The organism is Cupriavidus sp. CuC1, from assembly GCF_044627735.1.
Taxonomy (GTDB): Bacteria; Pseudomonadota; Gammaproteobacteria; order Burkholderiales; family Burkholderiaceae; genus Cupriavidus; species Cupriavidus ulmosensis.
The window spans coordinates 1-20,307 of the sequence record NZ_JBIUHC010000053.1; the positions used below are offsets into that span (position 1 = coordinate 1).

Annotated in this window: 16 protein-coding genes and 1 pseudogene; 5 read left to right on the forward strand and 12 right to left on the reverse strand. The window is 63.0% G+C overall.

Annotation, left to right across the window (positions count from 1 at the left end):
- Positions 1-40: 40 nt before the first annotated feature.
- On the reverse strand, positions 41-280 hold the full coding sequence (gene tnpB, locus ACGLHR_RS22355) for an IS66 family insertion sequence element accessory protein TnpB (protein WP_400096409.1): 240 nt from the start codon (positions 278-280) through the stop codon (positions 41-43).
- A 551-nt stretch (positions 281-831) separates the two neighbouring features.
- Between tnpB and ACGLHR_RS22360 the strand changes: the two are divergent.
- A pseudogene (locus ACGLHR_RS22360) lies at positions 832-1,389 on the forward strand (substrate-binding domain-containing protein); the annotation flags it as partial.
- Positions 1,390-1,972: 583 nt separating this feature from the next.
- Here the strand turns inward: ACGLHR_RS22360 and ACGLHR_RS22365 are convergent.
- The 6 genes from ACGLHR_RS22365 to ACGLHR_RS22390 form a co-directional block, all read right to left on the reverse strand.
- Positions 1,973-3,220, reverse strand: coding sequence for a CaiB/BaiF CoA transferase family protein (locus ACGLHR_RS22365; RefSeq protein WP_400096410.1), 1,248 nt, complete (start codon positions 3,218-3,220; stop codon positions 1,973-1,975).
- Between the two features lie 124 nt (positions 3,221-3,344).
- Complete coding sequence (locus tag ACGLHR_RS22370; RefSeq protein ID WP_400096411.1) at positions 3,345-4,565, reverse strand: CaiB/BaiF CoA transferase family protein; 1,221 nt, start codon at positions 4,563-4,565, stop codon at positions 3,345-3,347.
- Positions 4,566-4,635: 70 nt separating this feature from the next.
- Positions 4,636-6,000: an MFS transporter gene (locus ACGLHR_RS22375; protein WP_400096412.1), complete on the reverse strand. Its 1,365-nt coding sequence runs from the start codon at positions 5,998-6,000 to the stop codon at positions 4,636-4,638.
- 88 nt (positions 6,001-6,088) lie between these two features.
- Positions 6,089-7,405, reverse strand: coding sequence for a fumarylacetoacetase (gene fahA, locus ACGLHR_RS22380; protein ID WP_400096413.1), 1,317 nt, complete (start codon positions 7,403-7,405; stop codon positions 6,089-6,091).
- A complete protein-coding gene (locus ACGLHR_RS22385; protein ID WP_318233150.1) occupies positions 7,395-8,630 on the reverse strand; it encodes a CoA transferase in 1,236 nt (411 codons plus the stop codon). The genes fahA and ACGLHR_RS22385 overlap by 11 nt, the downstream gene beginning before the upstream one ends.
- A 2-nt stretch (positions 8,631-8,632) precedes the next feature.
- The gene (locus tag ACGLHR_RS22390; protein ID WP_400096414.1) at positions 8,633-9,397 is read right to left on the reverse strand and encodes an enoyl-CoA hydratase/isomerase family protein; all 765 of its coding nucleotides are present in this window, start codon (positions 9,395-9,397) and stop codon (positions 8,633-8,635) included.
- A gap of 294 nt (positions 9,398-9,691) precedes the next feature.
- Between ACGLHR_RS22390 and ACGLHR_RS22395 the strand changes: the two genes are divergently transcribed.
- Together ACGLHR_RS22395 and ACGLHR_RS22400 are read left to right on the forward strand one after the other, a co-directional pair.
- On the forward strand, positions 9,692-10,378 hold the full coding sequence (locus ACGLHR_RS22395; protein ID WP_400096415.1) for a TetR/AcrR family transcriptional regulator: 687 nt from the start codon (positions 9,692-9,694) through the stop codon (positions 10,376-10,378).
- 118 nt (positions 10,379-10,496) lie between these two features.
- The gene (locus tag ACGLHR_RS22400; protein WP_400096416.1) at positions 10,497-11,498 is read left to right on the forward strand and encodes a tripartite tricarboxylate transporter substrate binding protein; all 1,002 of its coding nucleotides are present in this window, start codon (positions 10,497-10,499) and stop codon (positions 11,496-11,498) included.
- A gap of 1,113 nt (positions 11,499-12,611) precedes the next feature.
- Here the strand turns inward: ACGLHR_RS22400 and ACGLHR_RS22405 are convergent.
- Together ACGLHR_RS22405 and ACGLHR_RS22410 are read right to left on the reverse strand one after the other, a co-directional pair.
- Positions 12,612-13,505: an oxaloacetate decarboxylase gene (locus tag ACGLHR_RS22405; protein ID WP_400096417.1), complete on the reverse strand. Its 894-nt coding sequence runs from the start codon at positions 13,503-13,505 to the stop codon at positions 12,612-12,614.
- A gap of 41 nt (positions 13,506-13,546) precedes the next feature.
- Positions 13,547-14,545, reverse strand: coding sequence for a tripartite tricarboxylate transporter substrate binding protein (locus ACGLHR_RS22410; protein ID WP_400096418.1), 999 nt, complete (start codon positions 14,543-14,545; stop codon positions 13,547-13,549).
- Positions 14,546-14,700: 155 nt separating this feature from the next.
- Here ACGLHR_RS22410 and ACGLHR_RS22415 point away from each other — a divergent pair, with 155 nt between their 5' ends.
- On the forward strand, positions 14,701-15,648 hold the full coding sequence (locus tag ACGLHR_RS22415) for a LysR family transcriptional regulator (RefSeq protein WP_400096419.1): 948 nt from the start codon (positions 14,701-14,703) through the stop codon (positions 15,646-15,648).
- Positions 15,649-15,655: 7 nt separating this feature from the next.
- Here ACGLHR_RS22415 and ACGLHR_RS22420 read toward each other — a convergent pair whose 3' ends face one another.
- From ACGLHR_RS22420 to purB, 3 genes are all read right to left on the reverse strand, one after another.
- Entirely contained in the window at positions 15,656-16,765 is a 1,110-nt protein-coding gene (locus ACGLHR_RS22420; protein ID WP_400096420.1) for a mandelate racemase/muconate lactonizing enzyme family protein, read from the reverse strand.
- A gap of 90 nt (positions 16,766-16,855) precedes the next feature.
- Positions 16,856-17,845: a tripartite tricarboxylate transporter substrate binding protein gene (locus tag ACGLHR_RS22425; protein WP_400096421.1), complete on the reverse strand. Its 990-nt coding sequence runs from the start codon at positions 17,843-17,845 to the stop codon at positions 16,856-16,858.
- A 41-nt stretch (positions 17,846-17,886) separates the two neighbouring features.
- The gene (gene purB, locus ACGLHR_RS22430; RefSeq protein WP_400096422.1) at positions 17,887-19,251 is read right to left on the reverse strand and encodes an adenylosuccinate lyase; all 1,365 of its coding nucleotides are present in this window, start codon (positions 19,249-19,251) and stop codon (positions 17,887-17,889) included.
- A 104-nt stretch (positions 19,252-19,355) separates the two neighbouring features.
- Between purB and ACGLHR_RS22435 the strand changes: the two genes are divergently transcribed.
- Complete coding sequence (locus ACGLHR_RS22435) at positions 19,356-20,297, forward strand: LysR substrate-binding domain-containing protein (RefSeq protein WP_400096423.1); 942 nt, start codon at positions 19,356-19,358, stop codon at positions 20,295-20,297.
- Positions 20,298-20,307 lie beyond the last annotated feature (10 nt).

Sequence of the window (20,307 nt, forward strand, 5' to 3'; positions counted from 1 at the left end):
CGCGGCGGTGCCCGTTACAACGGAATCAAAATCCTCCACTTCAACAGAAGGAGATGTAGTATGAAACGAGATAGTTGAGAAGCAACCAGAACCCATTGCGGTCCCACAGCAACAGCTTGACGCGGTTGCGCCGACGGTTATGGAAGGCGTAGACGGCGCGGGCAAAGGGATCAAGCTGCATCGACTGCTCGACCAGCGCAACCAACCCGTTGATCCCGAGACGGAAATCCACGGCATTGCGGTGAAGGTAGACCCGCACGTCGGAGCCAAATCGGAACATCACGCGCTCCCAACGCTTCGATCATCGCCTTCACCAGCGCAACGTCCTGCCCGCCGCATTCAAGTTCGACCGTCACGCCGTTGGGTAGCCGCGCCCTCAGTAACGCTGGTGCCAGAGACGGGCGCTGCGATGGTCGCGTGCGAGCAGGCGCCTGGGGCGGCAGACATCCGTGCACCGCCGGCGATTCCGTGACGCGCATCCCGTCGCTCACCTCAACGACCGGCACGAACGCCGGCAGCGTAGACCCCGTAACCGCGGCGGCTTCATTTGCCACCTGGTGCAGCCGAATCCACTTGCGCAACTGGTTCGTATTGATACCGACCTTGAGAGCCATCCCGGCTACCGATACCCCAGGCCAGACACGCCTCGACCAATTGGCGCTTGTCCCTTCGGTCAAAGTCCCGCTTTCCGTTGGAGCGAATACGGATCACCCTCAGCGGCGGAACGTCAAACTCGGATTCCATCATGATTGCGTCCGCAAATAGTGGTTGCGGACGCAAGCCTGCCCACTCTCAGCCGCAAATACTAGGTGGGGTCAATTTCGCGCTTACCGTTTTTCGGAGCTTGCACCGGACGTGACCCTTAGCATTCATGTTGCCTCGACCAATCCCATCGAGCGAGGAATACTCGACGGGACCTTTCAAGTTGGCATCGTCCCGAGCTACCGTAGTTCCAAGGCCCTGAGCTACGTAGAACTGTTTGGTGAGACGATGCTTCTGTACTGCGGTGCGAATCACCCACTCCATGGCGCGGATCACGGCGGGCTAACCTGGCGGAAGCTGCAGTCCTATGCGTTTGCTGCACTGGGCTTCGTGTCTCCCAATATGGAGATCAGTCACAGAGCTGGGCTATCGCGAAAGGCAACGGCCTTCGATCAAGAAGCTATCGCACTCCTGGTCTTGTCGGGTCGTTTTCTGGGCTTCCTGCCGGACCACTACGCGGGCGAGTTCGTAGCCAGTGGCGCAATGCAGCCAGTTGCACCGAAGAGATTTCGCTATGCGTGCAGATACTCGAGTGTGCTACGCCTTTCGCCACAGCCATCCCGCGCCGCACTGCTTTTCCAGGAGTGCCTCGTATCGGCACACGCCGCTAAGCCCACTGATTCTTGACTTGAGGCGAAGAAGAAGTGTGCGATGTGTATTGCTTGTGGCCCGCTGACGCGGGTTTTGGCGCTTGCTGGGCGGGGTTTTCATGCTTCTAGCTGCTGATGCAGAATAGCGTGAGTGGGCGGTGTTTTAGCGCTTCTAGCTGCTGGCGCGGCTGTACGGTGTCAACATCGTACAGCCGCGACAGCAGCTAGAAGCATCAAAACCCCGCCCTAAAAAGACACCCCCGCGTCAGCGCGGCTAGACAGTGTCCCGTTCCCAAAACGATGCGTGCCCGCGCAACCAGCGACGCCGGGATACTCCGCAAACGCGCCATCGACGCAAGTTGAGACCGCTCGTCTTCGCTCAACACCAGATCCAGCTTCGGTCGTCCCATTGGCATGTTGGCATCTCCCGTTCGTCGATACCAACATCCTACAAAAATATAGATCCGCTAACAACGGAACGGGACACTCGCTTCCACATCCACGACAAAGGATGCCCATGTCTCATCTGACGGTCCGCTTTGACAATGGCCTTGCCACTATCGTCCCGGATCGCCCTCCGGCTTGCGCTCGTGGGCCTGCTTGACCGAATTCAAGCGGATTCAGCCCTGGGGCGGCGCTTCCGGCAGCGTGAGCACGCCCTTGGCGCACAGCTCCTGCAGCCGTTCGTCGCTCATCGAAAGCAGCCGGCGCAGCACGTCGCGCGTACCCTCTCCCAACGTGGGCGGCGCGTTACGGATAGGCAGACGCTGGCCGTCAAGGCGGTAAGGCGGCGCGAACACCGGCGTACTGTTCGACACCGGGTGCGGCATGTCGCGCAGCAGGCCGCCCAGGCGCGTGCGCTCACTGGTCAGCGCCTCGTGCAGGCCGGCCACCTTGCCACACGGAATGCCGCAGGCCGTCATGCGCTGGAGCAGCAGGTCGCGCGCAAAGCTGCGAATCAGCCCCGTAAGCAGTGGCGTCAACGTAAGCCGGTTCCTGGTACGCTCCACACCGGTCGCAAAGCGGGGGTCCTCGACGATATCGGGGCGCTGGATGACTTGGCGGCAGAACTTGTCGAACTGGGCGTTATTGCCCACGGCGATGATTAGGGGACCGTCGGCGGCCTCGAACATGCCATAGGGAACGATGGAGGGATGGGCGTTGCCATAGCGCGCGGGATCATGCCCGAGAAGCATCGCATCCAATCCGTAGTAGCCGGTGACCATGATGCCGCAGTCGTAAAGCGCCATCTCGATGAGCCTGCCGCGGCCTGTGCGTTCGCGGCGAAACAGCGCGGCCAGCACGGCTTGCGCCGCGTACATGCCGGTCATCATGTCGACCACGGCCACGCCGAACTTGAGCGGCGGCTGCCCGGCCTCGCCGTTCAGGGCCATCAGCCCCGCTTCGCCCTGGATAACCAGGTCGTAGCCGGGGCGCGTGGCCTCGGGGCCGCTGCTGTCATAGCCGGCCACTGCGCAGTAGATGAGGTCGGGCCTGAAGGCCTTGAGCCGCTCGTAGCCCAGACCCAGCTTTTCGGCGCCGCCAGTCTTGAAGTTGTGGATCACCACATCGAATTGCGGCAGCAAGTCATGGATGATCTGTACGCCTTCCGGGCTTTGCAGGTCCACCGTGATGGACCGCTTGTTGCGGTTCATGCTGTTGTAGTAGGTCGTCTCGGTCTTGCCGATGCGCATGCCCCAGTCGCGCGTGTCGTCGCCGCGCCCCGGGTGTTCGACCTTGACCACCTCGGCACCAAAGTCAGCAAGCACCTGGCCGCACAGCGGACCGGCGAACACGCGCGAGAGATCGAGCACGCGCACGCCTTCGAGCGGGAAGTCGATGTCTCGGGATGGTTCGATAAAGGTCATAGGTTTGTCTGCCAGGCGCACGCAGCGACGAGCGCTCTGTGCCACATGAAAATTCCTGGTTCACTCAGCCGCCCGGCGCATCGTCAGCGCGCTTGCGGATACGTTCGGGCACTGGCACACTTCATCAAACTACGGATTGCCCGCGCAAACGCTCAATGACGTGATCGTCGTAGCCAAGCACAGTCTTCAGAACGCTTTCCGTATGCTCGCCAAGCATCGGCGGATGCAAAACCGTCTCAGGCGGTGTAACGCTCATTCTGACCGGGTTCCGCACCAGGTGAACGGTACCGCCGAGCGGATGCCCGGTCTCCACCTTCAGGCCTCGCGCCCTCACCTGCTCGTTCTCGAACACTTCCGCCAGATCATTGATGGGACCACATGGCACGCCCTCTTCTTCCAGCAGCGCAATCCACTGATGCTTGCCGCGCGTGCGAACCATTTCTGCCAGGAGCGGCACAAGCGTGTCCCGGTTGAGCACGCGCGCCGGGTTGGTCGAGAAACGTACGTCATCCGCCAGCTCGCCCCTGCCGCCGGCCAGAACAAACTTCCTAAACTGGCCGTCGTTTCCAACAGCAACAATGATCCAGCCATCGCTCGCCTCGAACGCCTGGTAGGGGACGATCGTCGCGTGCGCATTGCCCCAACGCTTCGGCGCAGTGCCGCTCGTCAGGAAGCTCGCACTCACATTGGCCAGCATCGCCACCTGCACATCCAGCAGCGCCAGGTCGATGTACTGTCCCTCCCCCGTACGATCACGGTGTGCCAACGCCGCGAGCACTGCAGCAGTCGCGTACATGCCCGTCATCAGATCTGCAATCGCAACTCCCGCCTTCTGGGGTCCCCCGCCCGGGCGGCCATCGTGTTCACCCGTGACGCTCATGAAGCCGCCCAAACCCTGAACGATGAAATCGTAGCCGGCTCGCGAGGCATATGGCCCGGTCTGCCCGAAACCGGTGATGGAGCAATAGATGAGGTCTGGCTTGATTGACTTCAGCGACGCGTAGTCGAGCCCATACTTCTCCAACTGGCCGACCTTGTAGTTCTCCAGAATGACATCGCTCCGGGCCGCGAGTTGGCGCACGATCGCTTGCCCCTCCGGTGTGGCAATGTCGACCGTCACCGATCGCTTGTTCCGGTTGGCAGCAAGGTAGTAGGCGGCCTCGCGTGTCTCTTCCCCGTCCGGTGTCTTGAGGTACGGCGGCCCCCAGTGGCGCGTGTCGTCCCCAACGTTCGGGCGCTCAATCTTGATGACATCGGCCCCAAAGTCGGCGAGCGTCTGGGCACACCAAGGCCCGGCAAGAACACGCGTGAGATCCAGCACGCGGATGTGTTTGAGTGCACCCATTTGAAGCTATTCCTGTTGATTGAAATTCACTGTGCGAACCACTCGCCAAGCCACTCGCGTCTGCTGGCGCTCACGCGGGCTCCGACTCTGACATGGGCACGGCCGATTGCTGCCTGCGAACCAGGAGTGGTACGCCAACCAGGAGGATGGCCGCTGCCAACGCCTGGACACCCGCAGCGGAGAAGAAACCACTGGCATAGGTGCCGGAGATATCGCGCACGTAGCCGATCAGCCACGGCGTCAGAAACCCTGCGACATTGGCAATCGAACTGATGAGCGGCACGCCCAGTGTCGCGGCCTTGCTGTCCATGAAGCGCACCGGGATCTGCCAGAACAGAGAGATTCCGGCACCTGTGCCCGCCAAGGCGAGAACCAGCGTGGTGAACGTCGCGACACGGCTGTCGTGCCAGACGAGCGCCAGCACCACGATGCTGGAGACGCTGACGGCCGACGCAATCACGCAAGCCAGACGGATGTCCTGATATCGGCTAACGAAAGACGAGAATGCTATGTTGCCGACGGCGCCGAGTACGCAAATCGCAGCGATCACGTTGCCGATCGCACCGTACCCACCGAAGCCGGCCTCGCTCAGGATTGTCGGTGTAAAGAAGCTCAGTGCAGCATTGGACGTCAAGATCCCGAAATAGGTTGCCGCGAGTACCCAGGTGACCGGATTGCTCAGCAATGAGGTCGATCTCGTAGCCGGAGAGATAAACCGCTTACGGTCGCGCTCCAGGTCCATCCGGATAAGGCGCCTCTGCTCTACTGATAGCCAACGTGCGGCATCCGGGCCATCGGGAAGGATGGCGAACACCACGCCGGAAAGCAGTATCGTCGGAACAGCCTGCACAAGGAACATCCATCGCCACCCGGCAAGGCCCCAAAGTCCGGTCATGTGGTCAAGCACAAAGCCGCCGGTCAGCCCGACGGCAACCGTCGAGCAGATCGCCGCAGAATGAAAGATGCTGAAGTTCCGCGTGCGTCGCTGCGTGGGGAACCACTGGTTCAGGTAAAGAATGACACCCGGATAAAAACCCGCCTCGAAAGCGCCAAGCAAGAACCGTAGTGCGTAGAACATGGAGGTGGATTTGACAAACATCATGGCGACACTGGTTACTCCCCAACCGAGAGCAATCGCCGAGATCGTTGCCCGAGCGCCGACGCGACTCTGGATCATCGAACTCGGCACGCCCATTACCACATAACCGAGGAAGAACAACCCCGCACCAAATCCATAGACGGTCTCGCTGAAGCCCAGGTCCGGCAGCATCTGCAACTTCGCGAATGCTACGTTCGCCCGGTCCACCCACGCCAACATCCATAGAGCGAACAGGATCGGCAAGATACGCCATTCGGACGACCTATACGCGTTGCGCAATGCGGAATCAGCGTCGATTCCGGCCACTGGCGCATCCGCTTCGAACGACGAGTTCATGACAATGTCTCCTTGTGAGGCGTCCCAGGCTGGGTGCCGCCTCAATTGATATCTATGGCTCCGATCGGCGGCGCGCGTGCTGGCGCGCTCACTCCCACTTGGCCGGAAGGACCTCACCGCGGTTCTCACCGAAGCCGATCCGCGCGTATCCCGGCCGCTCGCACCAACCCGTCATCACCACGACATCGCCATCTTCGAGAAAAGACCGGGTCTCTCCGGTGCGTAACTGGATGGGCGCACGCCCCGCTTTGGTCAGTTCGATGAGCGCGCCTGCCTCTGCGGGCGACGGACCCGAAATGGTTCCACTGCCCAGCAGGTCACCGCTTCTCAAGTTGCACCCCCCTACGGTGTGATGGGCAACCATCTGGGCGACGGTCCAATACTGGTGACGAAAGCTTGTTCGTGAAACGGGCGTGGGAGGAACATCGCTGAGGCGATGGCTCTTCGTTTCCAGCGCAACCCCGAGCTGAATATCGATCGCACCGCTTTCCAGCGTGTCCGATGAAGTCAGGTACGGGAGCGGCGACGGGTCGCCGGATGGCCTCTCCCACGCAACGCGAAACGGTGCGAGCGCATCCATCGTGACAATCCACGGGGAAAGCGTCGTGGCGAAGTTCTTGGCGAGAAATGGCCCTAACGGGGCCGATTCCCAGGACTGAATGTCGCGCGCCGACCAATCGTTGAGCAGGCATAGCCCAAACACGTGCTCATCGGCCTTGTCGACGGGAATGCGCTTGCCCTGCTCGTTGCCCACCCCGATGAAGATGCCCAGTTCCAGTTCATAGTCGAGTCGGGCGCTGGGTCCCAGCACGGGGCCTTCACCTACCACCACGCGTTGGCCGAACGGCCTTCGAACCGTCTGTCCCGATGTGCCAATGCTCGACACGCGACCGTGATAGGCTACCGGCATCCATTGGAAGTTTGGCGACAGGATGCCGTCCGGCCGCAACAACTTGACGATGTTGCGCGCGTGATCAATGGATGTGTAGAAATCCGTGTAGTCGCCGATCTGCGCGGGCAAGCCATATTCGACCTCTGCCTGCGGCACCAGCGACCGCCTGAGCAAGTCGATTCCGACCTTCACGCGCGCGTCAAAGCACTCAAAAAGTGCATGACGCAACGCACGCCACGCACCTGGCCCCATGGCGAAGAAGTCATTGAGCGTGGATTGCATGCACGCGCGGGCAGCCTGTTCGGCGAGGCCGGACAGGGCCCCGCCTTGCACCAGCGCGGCGAGGTCGATCACCTGGTCACCGAGCGCGACGCCGCCCCGGAATGCCTCGCCGGTGCCCAGCCGGCGAAAGACGGCAAACGGCAGGTTCTGCAGCGGGAACGGCGTGCCGTCCTGGTTCGCCGATTCCAGCCAGCTTCGCGCGGCAGGGTCGTGCGTATGATCAAGCTTCATCAAAGTCCCCGCGCAGGCTCTTCCGGCTCAGCAGGATCCGGCGCTCCCGCAGCGACTGGATCTTCGCCGGCTCCATGTTGCGCTCGCTCAGCAGCTCAATGTTGTGCTCGCCCTGGAATGCCGGAATGCCCGGAGCCGGCAGCGTTGCCGTGCTGAAGCGCCACGGCGGGCCGGGCATCCGCATCGTCCCTCCGGTGCGGTCGTCAACCTCCACGATTGCGCCCCAGTGCTGCGCCCACTCCGACTCCGCAAGTTCGCTCGTGGAGCGCACAACGCCAATGGCAAGTCCTTGCTCGCTGACCTGTGCCTGCAGTTCGTCGAGGTCGTTGAACGTGAGGATCCACGCCCTGACCTCTGCAAGCAGCGCCTCCAGGTTCTGCCTGCGTAGCGGCGCGCTGGCAAAACGCGGATCCAGCAGCAGGTCGGTCCGGCGCATCATCGAGCAATAGCGAAGGAACATGGGTGAGTAGATCGGGCTTGCCGCGATCGTCACCTGACGCCCGCCGGGAAGCGGGAAGATGTGGGACTCCGGTGCACTTAGCGCGGGGGGCTCGCCGTTGGTGTCGACCCCCGAGAGCTGTGCACCGGCGCGCTCATTGACGGCGAGCATGGTGGCCGCCATCGACACGTCGACATGCTGCCCTTCGCCAGTCCGATTTCGATGCTGCAATGCCGCCAGGACAGCGATCGCACCGTGCAGCCCCGTATAAACGTCGGCGTGGCTGCACGCATCGTTGCGCAATGCGTCGGCTTCAAATCCATAGTGCTCGCGCAGAATGTCCGTCAGGCCGGTCTCGGCCTGCACTGTCGGCGCAAAGGCGGGGCGATTCTTCCATGGACCAGTTTGCCCATACCCGCTCATCGAAACGTAAACGACGGTCGGATTGAACTCTCGCACCTGCTCATATCCGAGGCCAAAGCGCGTGAGCGTTCCGGGTCGGAAGTTCTCGACAATGATATCGGCTTCGCGGCACAGATCGGTCACGATCTCGCGAGCCTCTGGCCAGTTCAGGTCGAGACTCAGATTGCGCTTACCCGCATTCTGCTGCGCGTAGTACACGGACATCGTGCCGATGTGCGGCACGCCACCACGGCCGGTATCGCCGCCGGGCGGCTCAATCTTGATCACTTCGGCGCCCAGGTCGCGCAACGTCTTGGTGCAAAGCGGGCCAGCAAGAACCCGTGTGAAGTCAATAACCTTCAGTCCATCCAGTGGAGCGCCCATGATCAGTTCCCCTCGAAGACGGCCGAGCCGGGACCGGATTTCGCAAAAGCCTGAAGACCGCGCTTCTGGTCGGCGCTTGCCCACATCATGTTGCTGATCTCCGTCTGATGGGCATCGGCCCCGGCGATACCGCTGCGCGCCGAGTAGTTGGCCAGCTGCTTGATGCCCTTGAGTGCCACGGTCGGACCGGCCGCCAACTGGCGCGCCCATGACATCGATACCGCAGGCAGGTCGGCTTCGGCCGTCACAAGGTTGATGACACCCCAGCGCTCAAGCACTGCGGGGTCGTGCCGCCGGCCGAACATGGCCATCTCCTTGGCACGCGCGGGACCGACGCGCTGGACAACACGCTGGACACCCCCGAGCAGCGGCAGCAGGCCAAGGGATGCCTCGGCCATGCCGAAGAATGCCGTGTCCGCGGCCACGATCATGTCGCAGGTCAGCGCGAGTTCGACACCGCCGCCGAGTGCCCCCCCGTGCACCGCTGCGACGGTGGGAATAGGCACGTTCTCGAGTGCGTCGAGCAAGGCATCGAATCCGGCCTGGTCGCGTCGCCGCCCTCCCCCGGCAAAGCCGGCTACGTCCGCGCCGGCGCAAAAGTGGCGCATCCCGCTGCGCAGCAGGATGGACCGACAGCCTTCTTCCACCGCATTGGTGTAAGCACTCAGAAGAGCCTTCAGGAAGGTGTCTTCGATCAGGTTGTGGGGCGGCTTCGCCATTGTGACGACGCCAACTGCGCCATCCTTTTCAAACACGACAGTGCTCATTTTTTGTCCTGAATGGAAGGCCGGATTGTGCCGGCATGTTGCTCACGAGATCAGTTCGATGAAGACGTCGCAAACGCAGATCGTCGCCACGTGCAACTCATATTAACAGTGTTAACATGAGCCGCTATCAGGGTATTCCCGGGTCGATTGACGGATGTAGCGAGTGAGTACCCTACCGCTTTACTTTCTGCGCCGTCTCGAGCGCACAGCCGGCCGCGCCGGAATCCTCTACGTTATTGCGCGCAGGCCACGCCTATAATCTGCCCTTCCGACTGACCAGACCCTGTCGACATCGTGACTGCCAAATCGCCTGCCCCCGCCGCCGCGCCTTACCACCATGGCAACCTGCGCAATGCACTGATTGCCGAGGGACGTCGCGCGCTCGAGGAAATCGGTGCGCGGGAATTGAGCCTCCGATACCTGGCGCGTGCTGTGGGCGTCTCCGAGGCCGCCCCCTCCCGACACTTTGCAGGCAAGGAAGGACTGCTGGCCGCCATTGCCGCGGACGGATTTCGCGAGTTGGCCGCCTTGCGCATGGAGATCCTGGCGTCAGATGACACGCCAATGTCCACGGCATACCGGATGATGCGAACCTACGTGGAATTCGCCAAACGCCACAAGGGACTGTTCGACTTGATGATCGGGCCACGCCTGGTTGCGCGCGATTCATATCCGGAGCTGACCGAACAAAACATGAAGTCCTTCAGCCTGTTCGCGTCATCTGTCGAGAGAGTCGCGATCGACAATGGCTGGCCGAAACGATCTCTCACGCTTGTCACCCATGCAGCCTGGAGCACGGAACATGGGCTCGCCACACTAATCCTGTCGGACCGCGTACCGAGATCAGATCTGCCGGTCCAAGTGGAGCAGATGATTGAGTTCTCAATCACCCTGTTCCTCAGCGCCGTGATGAGCGGGCCGGAGCATCTCCAACGGATCATCGAACAGCTACCCGCTTCGCGCAAACACATTGCGGCGTAGCGCCGCCGAAGCCATCTGAACCAGAACGATCGGTAACACGCGTTCAAAAATTAGTCCTTGGCACCCCAAAGTTAACGCTGCTAACATAGTCGCATACCGACTATGAGGAGACAAGACTATGGCCATTCAATGGACGCGCCGACGCCTGCTGCGAGCCGCATTTGGATCTGTGCCGGCCCTGTGGTACCCATCCCTTCTCCTGGCAGAAACCCGTTATCCCAGCAAGCCAATCGTCATCAAGGTCGCATTTCCGGCTGGGGGGCCCGCGGACGCCTCGATTCGCGCTGCGGCGGTGGTCTTGCAGAAGAATCTCGGGCAGAACGTCCTTGCGGATAACTTGCCAGGGGCAAGCGGATCCATATGCGCGATGAACGTGCTCCGGAGTCCGAGCGACGGCTATACGCTGTTGGGCACCACAGGCATTGACTTCCTTGTGGCGCCGCTTAGCGTCGCGTCCGCCAAGTATCGACCCGACAGCTTCAAGCTTCTTGGCTTGACGGGCATGTCTGACTTCATCCTTGTCTCGAGCCCCGCCCTGTCGTTCAAAAACGTCGACGAAGTCATTGCCTATACGAAGAACCCGGCCAATCGCAAGCTCTCGATTGCGCATTGGGGGCCCGGCTCGGCGCCCCACCTGGTCGGTGCGGACTTTCAAGCCAGAACAGGCATTCAACTCCTGGAGGTTCCCTATAAAGGCGCGGCGCCGGTGACGAATGACATCGCTGGCGCGCAAATCGACCTGACCTTCATTCCCATGGGCGGCCCTACATTGGGAATGATCAAGACGGGGCGATTCAAACCCATCGGCGTGGCCAGCAAACGGCGCAATCCGTCCTTGCCCGACGTGCCCGCACTTGCGGAGAGCAAACACCTTTCTGATTTCGAGCACAGTCAATGGGCTGCAGTGCTAGCCCCACCCGACACCCCCGCCCCCTTGGTGACGCGCCTGAACGAAGCCATGAATGCGTGGCTCGTCAGTCCCGAGAACCGCCTTCGCGTTGAAACCAACCTTCAACGGACATTGGAACCCATGACGGTGGCCCAGGCTCAAGCCTTCCTGAAGTCCGAGCACGCGAAGTTCACACGTATTGCACAAAATCTCAAGCTCGGTCCTCAATAGGCAGACGTAAAAGAATGGTTCAACGCCAACGCCGTCTCGCATGAAATCGTTAGCCCCAGTGCGCAGCCCGCAGGCACAGCGCTATGGCGCGGAGGTAAAAACGGTCAATGCCGCGCGGGAATCGGATGCCACAGCGTCGATCATGGCAGCGCCTTCTTCATATTGATTCGCCAAAACGAGAAGAATTGCCAGAGTGTATGCACCCTTAGTTCGGTTCACACACCTTCGCACCTGGAACCTTGGACGCCGATGACTTCAATTTAATTGTGTGGGGACCCGCGATATCCGTCATGGGATAGGTCGTGATCGTCAACGTATTCCCGTCTATTTGATACTCTGCACGGCGCTTCCGTCCTACAAGTTCCGGAAAGGCCTTGTGTTCAATAACCTCGGCTATGTAGACGCCTGGGGAGGGGATATAGTATGAATAGACGATTCGGTCTGGACGGCCAACGCACTCCAACACTATTCGATCTTCACTAATTTCAGTCGCACACTTTCCCTTTCCTTCCCTGCTTGTTCCATCGGAAAAATAGGCGATGCCCTTTTCGGAACGCCAGCACCCCAGCAGGGATGGATCAGACACGTAGGCAGGATGTTGAGCAAGCGCCGCCGTACTTAGTGTTGAGGAAGTCAGGAAGACGCAGAGAAGCCGGTAAGTTGACGAATCTGACGGACGCCGGCGCTGGCACGCAAGGGTCCATGTCCCGCGGGCGTTCATGGAAGCCTCCTTCTTATTCTTCAACCGTCAGCGCTATTGGCCCGCCGCATCGCGGCTTGCGACGATTTGCTGGCCGGGGCGGGAGCAGCGCGCCCCCCATATAAGAGGGAAGCGCTGCGTCAACAGGCGCTGCCGGCACCAGGTTAGCGACTGCATAATCATCCAGTCTGTCGATAACTAGCGCCGACACAGTCTGTTGACGAGATACTTGGATTGTGTAGCCGAGTCGTGAAGCCGGGTATGGGGCAACCCCCTACTGACGCGGGAGGGCCAACCCCTCACAAATGAGGTCATCTCAGAGGCCAGGGGGCATCTGGAGCTGTTGCTGCGATCGCGGGCGCGCCCGCCCGGGGGAAGCTCCGGCCTTCGCGGCGTCTCAGGACAAGAGGGCGCTAATGCAGCAGCGCATCCTCGAAGGCGATCTGCTCGGCCGCATCGAACAGCGCCCCAAGGCTGCCCTCGCCCGCTGCCGCCATCCCGTCATCGCTGGCGCCACCCGCCAGCCGCATGGCGTCCAGGCCCCGCCGCATCCCGGCTACCGCCGCACCCGGCAGCAACGTAGTCAGGCTAACCCTGCGCACGCCCAGCGCGCGCAGCCGCTCCAGCGACACATTCGCGGCGGACGGGCTTGGTGCCAGCCCGGTCCCGGCGCTCAGCGTCACCGGGATATCCAGCGCGCGCACCAGCCGGGCGATATCGCCCTCGGTGCGGGGCGCAATGGGCAGCAGCATGTCAGCGCCCGCCGCCTGGTACGCCCTGGCCCGGAGGATGACCTGCTCGGTGCTTTCACAGGCAAACGCGTCCGTGCGGGCAATGATCATGAAGTTGCTGTCGCGCCGGGCGCGCTGCGCGGCATCGATCTTGGCGAGCATCTCGCCGAGCGGCACCACTTCCTTGGGTGCTGCCGAGCCCCAGCGCCTTGGCACCACCTGGTCCTCGATGTTCACGCCGGCCGCACCGGCCTCCTCGAACAACTCCACGGCATAGTGGACGCCGCGCGGGTTGCCATAGCCCGCGTCCGCATCGGCGGTGATGGGAATGGATGCGGCACGGGTCAGCCGCCGGCAGTGCTCCACACATTCCGTCAGCGTGAGCAGGCCGATGTCCGGGACGCCCAGCAGGCTGTACGACAGCATGGCGCCGCTGATGCAGGCACTTTGGTAGCCCGCCTGCTCCACCAGCCGCAGGCTGAAGATATCGTGCACGGCGGGCGCCACCACGAACGCTTCCCGTTGCAGCAGCGTGCGCAGGGATGCGGTCTTTTGAACCGGGGTAATGCGTTGCATGGACTTAGGATCGCGAGGATGGATGGGAAGTCATGGGGCTGTCACTCCTTGGGCATGCTGTCGGCCAGCTTGCGCATCATGGGCTTGCGCGCGGCGATTTCCCGGGCCCAGTCGTCGCCGGGCAGATAGGCCAGCACCGGCGCATCGTTGCCGGCCTTCTTCAGGTACTCGGGATCCTTCAGCGTGGCCCTGACGGCCGCGCGCAGCTTCTCCACGATGGCTGGTGGCACGCCCGCGGGCACCGCAATCCCCCGCTCGGCCGGCATGACGTCGTCAAAGCCTTGCTCCCGGGCCGTCGGCACATCGGGCAGCGAGGCGGCCCGCTTCTCCCCCATCTGCGCGATAATCTTCAGCGGCACGGCCTCCTTGCTCGCATCCTGCAGCTCGCCCGTGGTGACCGCCGCAAAATCGATATGCCCGCCAAACAAAGCCGTCTTGGATTGCGCCGTCCCGTTATAGGGGATGTCGTTGACCTTCACGCCCGCCACGTTCTGCAATTGCAAGAGCGCCAGGTGCCCGTTCGTCCCGACCCCGTTGTGACCGAAAGACAGCGAAGCAGGCTTCTTCTTCAACGCCGCCACCACGTCCTTCAGGTTGTTGTACGGGCTGTCCTTGCGCGTCACCAGGATGGTCGGATCGCTAAGAACCCGGGCGACGAGCTGCAGCGCGGCCGGATCGAAGCTGGTCTTCCTGTACAGCGGCGAGAACGCCATGGCCGGCAGGTTGACCACGCCAACGGTGTAGCCGTCCGGCACCGAGCGCATCAGGCTGAGGTTGGAGATCTCGCTGGCGGCGCCGGGCTTGTTCTGCACCACCAGGCTCGCGTTTGCGCCAAGGTAGCGCTGGATGAACGGCGCCATGGTGCGCGCCATGGTATCGGTGCCGCCGCCGGCGGCAAACCCGACATAGGCCTGGATGGGATGATCGTTGGGCCACTCAGCCCTGGCCGGGGTCGCCGCCATGCCGGTTGCGAACAGAAGCAACGCGCCAAGCGTATTGATGGTGTGGTGCACCTTGAATGCTTTCAGGCCCTGCCGCATGATCTCTCCCTCTCCAAGCCAATATTGACAATGGCCAGACGATACGTACGTCCCGCGCGAGAAGAAAGCGACAAATCCTCACGGCCCCCAGTGAGATTTTGGAATGTCCGCGCGCTGGCGGGCCATCAAACGCATCGCCAGGCAAAGGCATCGCCATGACACTGAAACAGCTGGAAGCGTTCTATTGGGCCGCAAAACTCGGCAGTTTCTCCGTCGCCGCCGCGCGGCTGCATGTCACGCAGTCGTCGCTGTCAAAGCGCATCGCCGAGCTGGAAGACGACCTGGGAAAGGCCTTGTTCGACCGAACCGGGCAACGCTCGGTGATCACCGACGCGGGCGAGCGCCTGCTTGAACACGCCGCCCAGATCCTCGACATCGAAAGCCGCATCCGCTCGGACCTGGGCATGGCTAGCGCGCTGCGCGGGAGCTGCCGCTTCGGCATCAGCGAGCTGGTAGCGTCCACCTGGTTTCCGAGCCTGGTCGCGCGGGTGCGCGAGCTCCATCCGAACCTGGTGCTGGAGCCGCAGGTAGACCTGACGCTCAACCTGGAGCGCAAGCTGGAACGCGGCGAGCTGGATTTCGCGATCATTCCCGGCCCCTGCGCCTCGCCCAACCTGTCGCAGGAGAAAGTCGGCGAGCTGGCGTACAAGTGGATGGCGGCGCCGCAGCGGCTGGCTTCCGGCACCGTCCTCACGCCCCGGCACTTCACCGAGCATCCGGTGATCATGCTCAGCGCGGAAGCGGGCCTCACGCTGGCCATCGAGAAATGGGCGGCGCAGCAGAAGCTGGAGATCCCCAGGGCGCTGGTCTGCAACAGCCTCTCTGCCCTGATTGCGATGGTGATGGCAGGCGTGGGGATCAGCCTTTTCCCGCAGTCCTATGTGGAGCCGTTTGTGCGCGCGGGCAAGCTGGCGGAGTTGACGAGCACGCCAGCGCCGCACAACCTGTCTTACTATTTCCAGTGGCGCACTGCGGATACGCGTGCCGTGGTCCGGTCGCTGAAGGCGGTCACGATGGAGGAGGCGGATTTTTCGGCCAGTTCGCCGTTGTGGCCCCAGGCCAAACCAGAAAATGGGCAAGCGAGAGCCGCGCGCGGCGGATAGCCCCGCCCTAGTTCACCCGATACCGTTTCACCATCTCCCAGTCGAGCTGGATATCGAATCCCGGCCCTTGCGGAATCGCCATGATGCCGTCCTTGATGGCGGGCGGATTCACCCACATGCCTGGGAAGATCGGGTCGCGGTCCGGGTCCGGGAAGCACTCCACACAGATCCCGTGCGGCATCGCGCCGAGCATGTGCGAAGCGATCTGCGGCTCCTCGTGGTGGGCCATGCGCACGCCCGCCAGCGCGCAGGCTGCCGCGGCGCGGCGCCACTCGGTGAGGCCGCCGCCCTCCGAGGCGTCGAAGTTGATGATGTCCACGGCTTCGGCGTCCAGCAGGCGGCGCACGCCCGCGGCGCTGACTTCGCTCTGGCCCGCGTTGATGGGAATCGATGTGGCGCGCCGCACGGCCGCCATGCCGCGCGCATCGTCATGCCAGTGGCAGGGCTCCTCGAACCACGCGATGTTGTACGGCTCGACCAACTGGGCGAAGCGGGTAGCATCCTGGATGTTCCAGCCGCGGTTGGCATCCACCGCGATCAGGAAATCGTCGCCGCCGCCCTGCCGCGCATGCTTTACGCGCTCGGCGTCTTCCTCGGGCGATACGCCGCCCACCTTGACCTTGCAACCCGCCATGCCCACCGACTTCAGCCATGCCATTTCGGCGGCCAGGTCGGACGGTGTCTTGCCAGGCAGGTAGTAGCCAGCGATGGCAATGATCGGGATCTCCTGGCGGTAGCCGCCAAGCAGCCGGCACACGTTGATGCCGAGCGACTTGCCCGCCAGGTCCCACACAGCCGTATCCACGCACGCGATCGCGTTCATCACCAGTGGCCGGTCGGGCGCCGCGATGGTCAGCCGGAACAGCTTTTCCCAGATGCGTTCGCAAGCGTAGATGGATTCACCGACCAGCAGCGGCGCCATGTCCTGCTCGATCATGCGGGCGATCTCCGGGCCGTGTTCGCGGGGGTCGCCGTTGTACACCTCGCTGACCAGCCCTGAGCTGGTATGGATGCGCGTGATTACCGTCGCGCGGCTGGTGACCCGGTAGGAGCTGCCGGTGAACACTTTGTTGAGCGGGATGCTGACGGCGATTGCCTCGACGCGTTCGATCTTCATGGTTGCGGTGTTCCTGTTTGCTGTGTGGTGCGGTGTTGTGCGGCGTTGTGCGGCGTTGTGCGATGCGCTGGCGGCTGACCAAGCCCACGGCTAGTCGATAGTGGCGCCTGAGCGCTTGACGATGGCCGCCCACTTCGTGCTCTCGGACGTGATGTAGGCGCCTAGCGCCTGCGGCGTGGAGCCCACCGGCACGATGCCGTCGACCAGGAAGCGGCGGCGCAGCTCCGAGTCCTTGATCAGGCCGGCGATCTCGTTGCTCAGCCGCATGACGATGGGGCCCGGCGTGCCACGGGGCGCCAACAGCGCATACCAGACGTTCGACTCGTAACCCGGCACGCCGGCTTCGGCGATGGTGGGCACTTCAGGCATCGAGACCGCCCGCTGCGCCGTGGACACGGCCAGCACGCGCAGCTTGCCCGCCTTGATCTGCTGGGACGCTACGCCGTAGCTGGCAAACATCACGTTCACCTGGCCGGCAAGCAGCGCGGGCATGGCCGGGCCGGTGCCCTTGAAGGGCACGTGGACAAGGTCGAGCCCCGCCATCGATTTCAGCAGTTCCATCGACAAGTGCGGGCCGCTGCCATTGCCGGACGATCCATAGGTGTACTTGCCGGGGTTCGCCTTGACCAGCTTGATGAACTCGGCGAGGCTTTTCGCGGGCACGGACGGATGCACCACCAGGAAGTAAGGTGCCGAGGCCACCAGCGACACCGGCTCGAAATCCTTGATCGGATCGTAGGGAAGGTTGCGGTACAGGCTCGGGTTCACCGCCAGTTGCGAGGTCAGCGCCAGCGCCAGCGTGTAGCCATCGTTGGGTGCCTTGGCGACCATATCCATGCCGATGTTGCCGTTGGCCCCGCCATGGTTGTCCACGATGATGCGCTGGCCCATCCGCTCCGAGAGGTACAAGGTGAGCGGACGCGCAACCGTATCGCCGCCGCCCCCAACCGGATAAGGCACGACCACGCGCACGGGGCGGTTTGGATAGGTGTCGGCGGGCGCGGCGGTGGCCACGGCGGCGGATGCGCAAAGCCATGCGGTGGCGACAACCCGGCCAAGCTGCTGGGCACTTCGGTTCATGACGGTGTCTCCTTTTGTTTTAGGTATGTGCCTGCGGCCATTCAGTCCAGCCAGCCGCTTGCGCGAATCTTGCCGAGCAGGCTGTCGACAATCTCGGGCGCCAGGCCGACGTAGGTGGCGGGATCGAGCAGCTGCTTGAGCGTGGCGGGGTCGAGCGCTTCGCAGATGGTGGCATCGCGCTGCAGCGCCTCTTCGAAGGTGAGGCCGCCCTCTATGCCCTGCATGGCAGCGGCGTAGACCCGTTCATGCGCGGTCTGCTTGCCGACGCTCTCGGAGAGCGCGAACATCACGCGCTCCGACATCAGGAAGCCCCCAAGCAGATCCAGGTTGGCGCGCATGCGCTCGGCGTTGACCGTCAGGCCGGACAACGCGTAATGCATCATCTGCAGCATCGCCGCCGCCATCATGCAAGCCTCCGGCACCGCCTTCCACTCCATGCGCACCGCCGCCACGTCGCGCTCGTGTTCCGCCATCTGCGCGTCGTGCATCATCGCCACGCTGTAGCGGATGGCGCGGCTGAGGGTCACCACGGTCTCCACCACGGCGGGGTTGCGCTTGTGCGGCATGGTGGACGACCCCACCTTGCCCTCAACGAACGGCTCCGCCAGCTCGCCCACTTCGTCGGCCTCGAGGTTCATGATCGCGTTGGCGATCTTGCCCAGCGTGGCGCCGATCAGGCCGAGCACGCTCACATACTCGCCAAGGCGGTCGCGCGCAGGCTGCCAACTGATATCGGCCACGTTCAGGCCGAGCCGCGCCATCAGCCGCGCCTCCAGCGCCATGGCCTGTGGGCCGAACGAGGCCTTGGTGCCCACCGCGCCCACCATCTGGCCAACGAAGGTGCGATCCTCCAGCGCCAGCATCCGCTCGTGGTGGCGGCCAAGCTCCGACAGCCAGACCGCGCACTTATGGCCAAAGGTGATCGGCAGCGCTTGCACCGAATGGGTCCGCCCGGCCATCGGCGTGTGCTTGTGCGCATCCGCCAGGCGATACAGCTCGCGCGAGACCCCGGTCAGGTCGCGCATCAGGATGTGGTGCGCCTCGCGCACCTGCAGCATCATGCCGGTGTCGTACACGTCCTGCGATGTCGGCCCGAAATGCACGAACTCTCCCAACTCGCCGGCGCACTGACGCTGCAGCGCCCGCACCGCGGGCACCAGCGGGTGCTTCACGCGGCGCGTTTCGTGAGCGAGCGCCGCCATATCGATATCGGCAACGTTGGCCCGCGCGGAAATCTCGCTGGCCGCGGCCGAGGGAATGATGCCCAGCGCCGCCTGCTCGAGGGCCAGCGCCGCCTCGAAATCGAACCACTTCTGCACCCGGTTCTCCTCAGAGAACACGGCGCGCATCTCATCCGTGGTCCACATATGCTGCTGCAGGGACTGGTCGAACACGCTGGATGTCATTGCCGAGGCCTTTTACGCTGGAAGAAGATGTAGCGATTCTCTGCCTCCCACATCTTTCTGTAAAATGACATGTTCGTAGACAATCATTGCCAAAATGGCATGATATGACCCTCCAGCAACTTCGCTGCATCCAGGCCGTGATCGCCAGCAACCTCAGCGTGTCCCGCGCCGCGGATGCGTTGCACACGACCCAGCCCGCCGTCAGCAAACTGATCCGGTCGCTGGAAAATGAGATTGGCGTGGAGCTGTTCGTGCGCCGCGGCAACCGGCTGGTAGCGCTCACGGATGCGGGACAAGAAGCAGCGGCACTGTCCCGCCGCGTGCTGAACGACACGCGCGCGCTGACCAACCTGGCGCAAGCCAACCTCGCCACGAGCAGCGGCACCCTGCGCGTGGGCACCACGCATATTCACGCCCGCTACGCCCTGCTCGATGTGATCCGGCGCTTCAGCGCCGCCCATCCGGCGGTCAACCTGGAGCTGTTGCAAGGCACGCCCGCCGAAATCGTGCAGTGGGTGGCCGAAGGGGCGGTGGAACTCGGCGTGTCGACGCTGCCGCAGAGGACGCCGGAGGGCATCATCACGCTCGAGGCCTACCCCATCCCGCGCTGCCTGATCGTGCCCAAGCGGCATCCCCTGCTAAAGCTGAACAAGGTCACGATCGAGGATATCGCGCAGTATCCGCTCGTGACCTATGACGAGCATTTCAATTCCGGGTGGGTGGTGATGCGGGAGTTCCAGCGCAAGGGCCTGTCGCCGCGGGTAGTGGTGCGGGCAACCGATGCCAATGTGATCAAGGCCTATGTGGCGGCGGGGCTGGGGGTAGCCGTTGTGCAGCAGATGGCGGTAGAGCCGGCGCGGGACATCGATCTGGCGGTGATCGATACCAAGGGGATCTTCCCAGCCTCCATGGCGGCCATCAGCTTGCGGGATGACCAGTATGTACGCGGCTATATGCAGGATTTCATTGGCATGATCTCGCCAAAGGGGGCGGCGCAGATACAGGGGCTGGCCGCCGGAGCGGCGCGGGCCGGCTCCGGGGCATAGGCTCCTGCGT

Coding starts and splice junctions, on each gene's coding strand:
- ACGLHR_RS22385 (WP_318233150.1), bottom strand. CDS start 8,630: ATGGGCGCTCCACTGGATGGACTGAAGGTTATTGACTTCACACGGGTT.
- ACGLHR_RS22375 (WP_400096412.1), bottom strand. CDS start 6,000: ATGAACTCGTCGTTCGAAGCGGATGCGCCAGTGGCCGGAATCGACGCT.
- ACGLHR_RS22410 (WP_400096418.1), bottom strand. CDS start 14,545: ATGCGGCAGGGCCTGAAAGCATTCAAGGTGCACCACACCATCAATACG.
- ACGLHR_RS22390 (WP_400096414.1), bottom strand. CDS start 9,397: ATGAGCACTGTCGTGTTTGAAAAGGATGGCGCAGTTGGCGTCGTCACA.
- ACGLHR_RS22425 (WP_400096421.1), bottom strand. CDS start 17,845: ATGAACCGAAGTGCCCAGCAGCTTGGCCGGGTTGTCGCCACCGCATGG.
- ACGLHR_RS22400 (WP_400096416.1), top strand. CDS start 10,497: ATGGCCATTCAATGGACGCGCCGACGCCTGCTGCGAGCCGCATTTGGA.
- ACGLHR_RS22370 (WP_400096411.1), bottom strand. CDS start 4,565: ATGGGTGCACTCAAACACATCCGCGTGCTGGATCTCACGCGTGTTCTT.
- purB (WP_400096422.1), bottom strand. CDS start 19,251: ATGACATCCAGCGTGTTCGACCAGTCCCTGCAGCAGCATATGTGGACC.
- ACGLHR_RS22365 (WP_400096410.1), bottom strand. CDS start 3,220: ATGACCTTTATCGAACCATCCCGAGACATCGACTTCCCGCTCGAAGGC.
- ACGLHR_RS22415 (WP_400096419.1), top strand. CDS start 14,701: ATGACACTGAAACAGCTGGAAGCGTTCTATTGGGCCGCAAAACTCGGC.
- fahA (WP_400096413.1), bottom strand. CDS start 7,405: ATGAAGCTTGATCATACGCACGACCCTGCCGCGCGAAGCTGGCTGGAA.
- ACGLHR_RS22405 (WP_400096417.1), bottom strand. CDS start 13,505: ATGCAACGCATTACCCCGGTTCAAAAGACCGCATCCCTGCGCACGCTG.
- tnpB (WP_400096409.1), bottom strand. CDS start 280: ATGTTCCGATTTGGCTCCGACGTGCGGGTCTACCTTCACCGCAATGCC.
- ACGLHR_RS22435 (WP_400096423.1), top strand. CDS start 19,356: ATGACCCTCCAGCAACTTCGCTGCATCCAGGCCGTGATCGCCAGCAAC.
- ACGLHR_RS22420 (WP_400096420.1), bottom strand. CDS start 16,765: ATGAAGATCGAACGCGTCGAGGCAATCGCCGTCAGCATCCCGCTCAAC.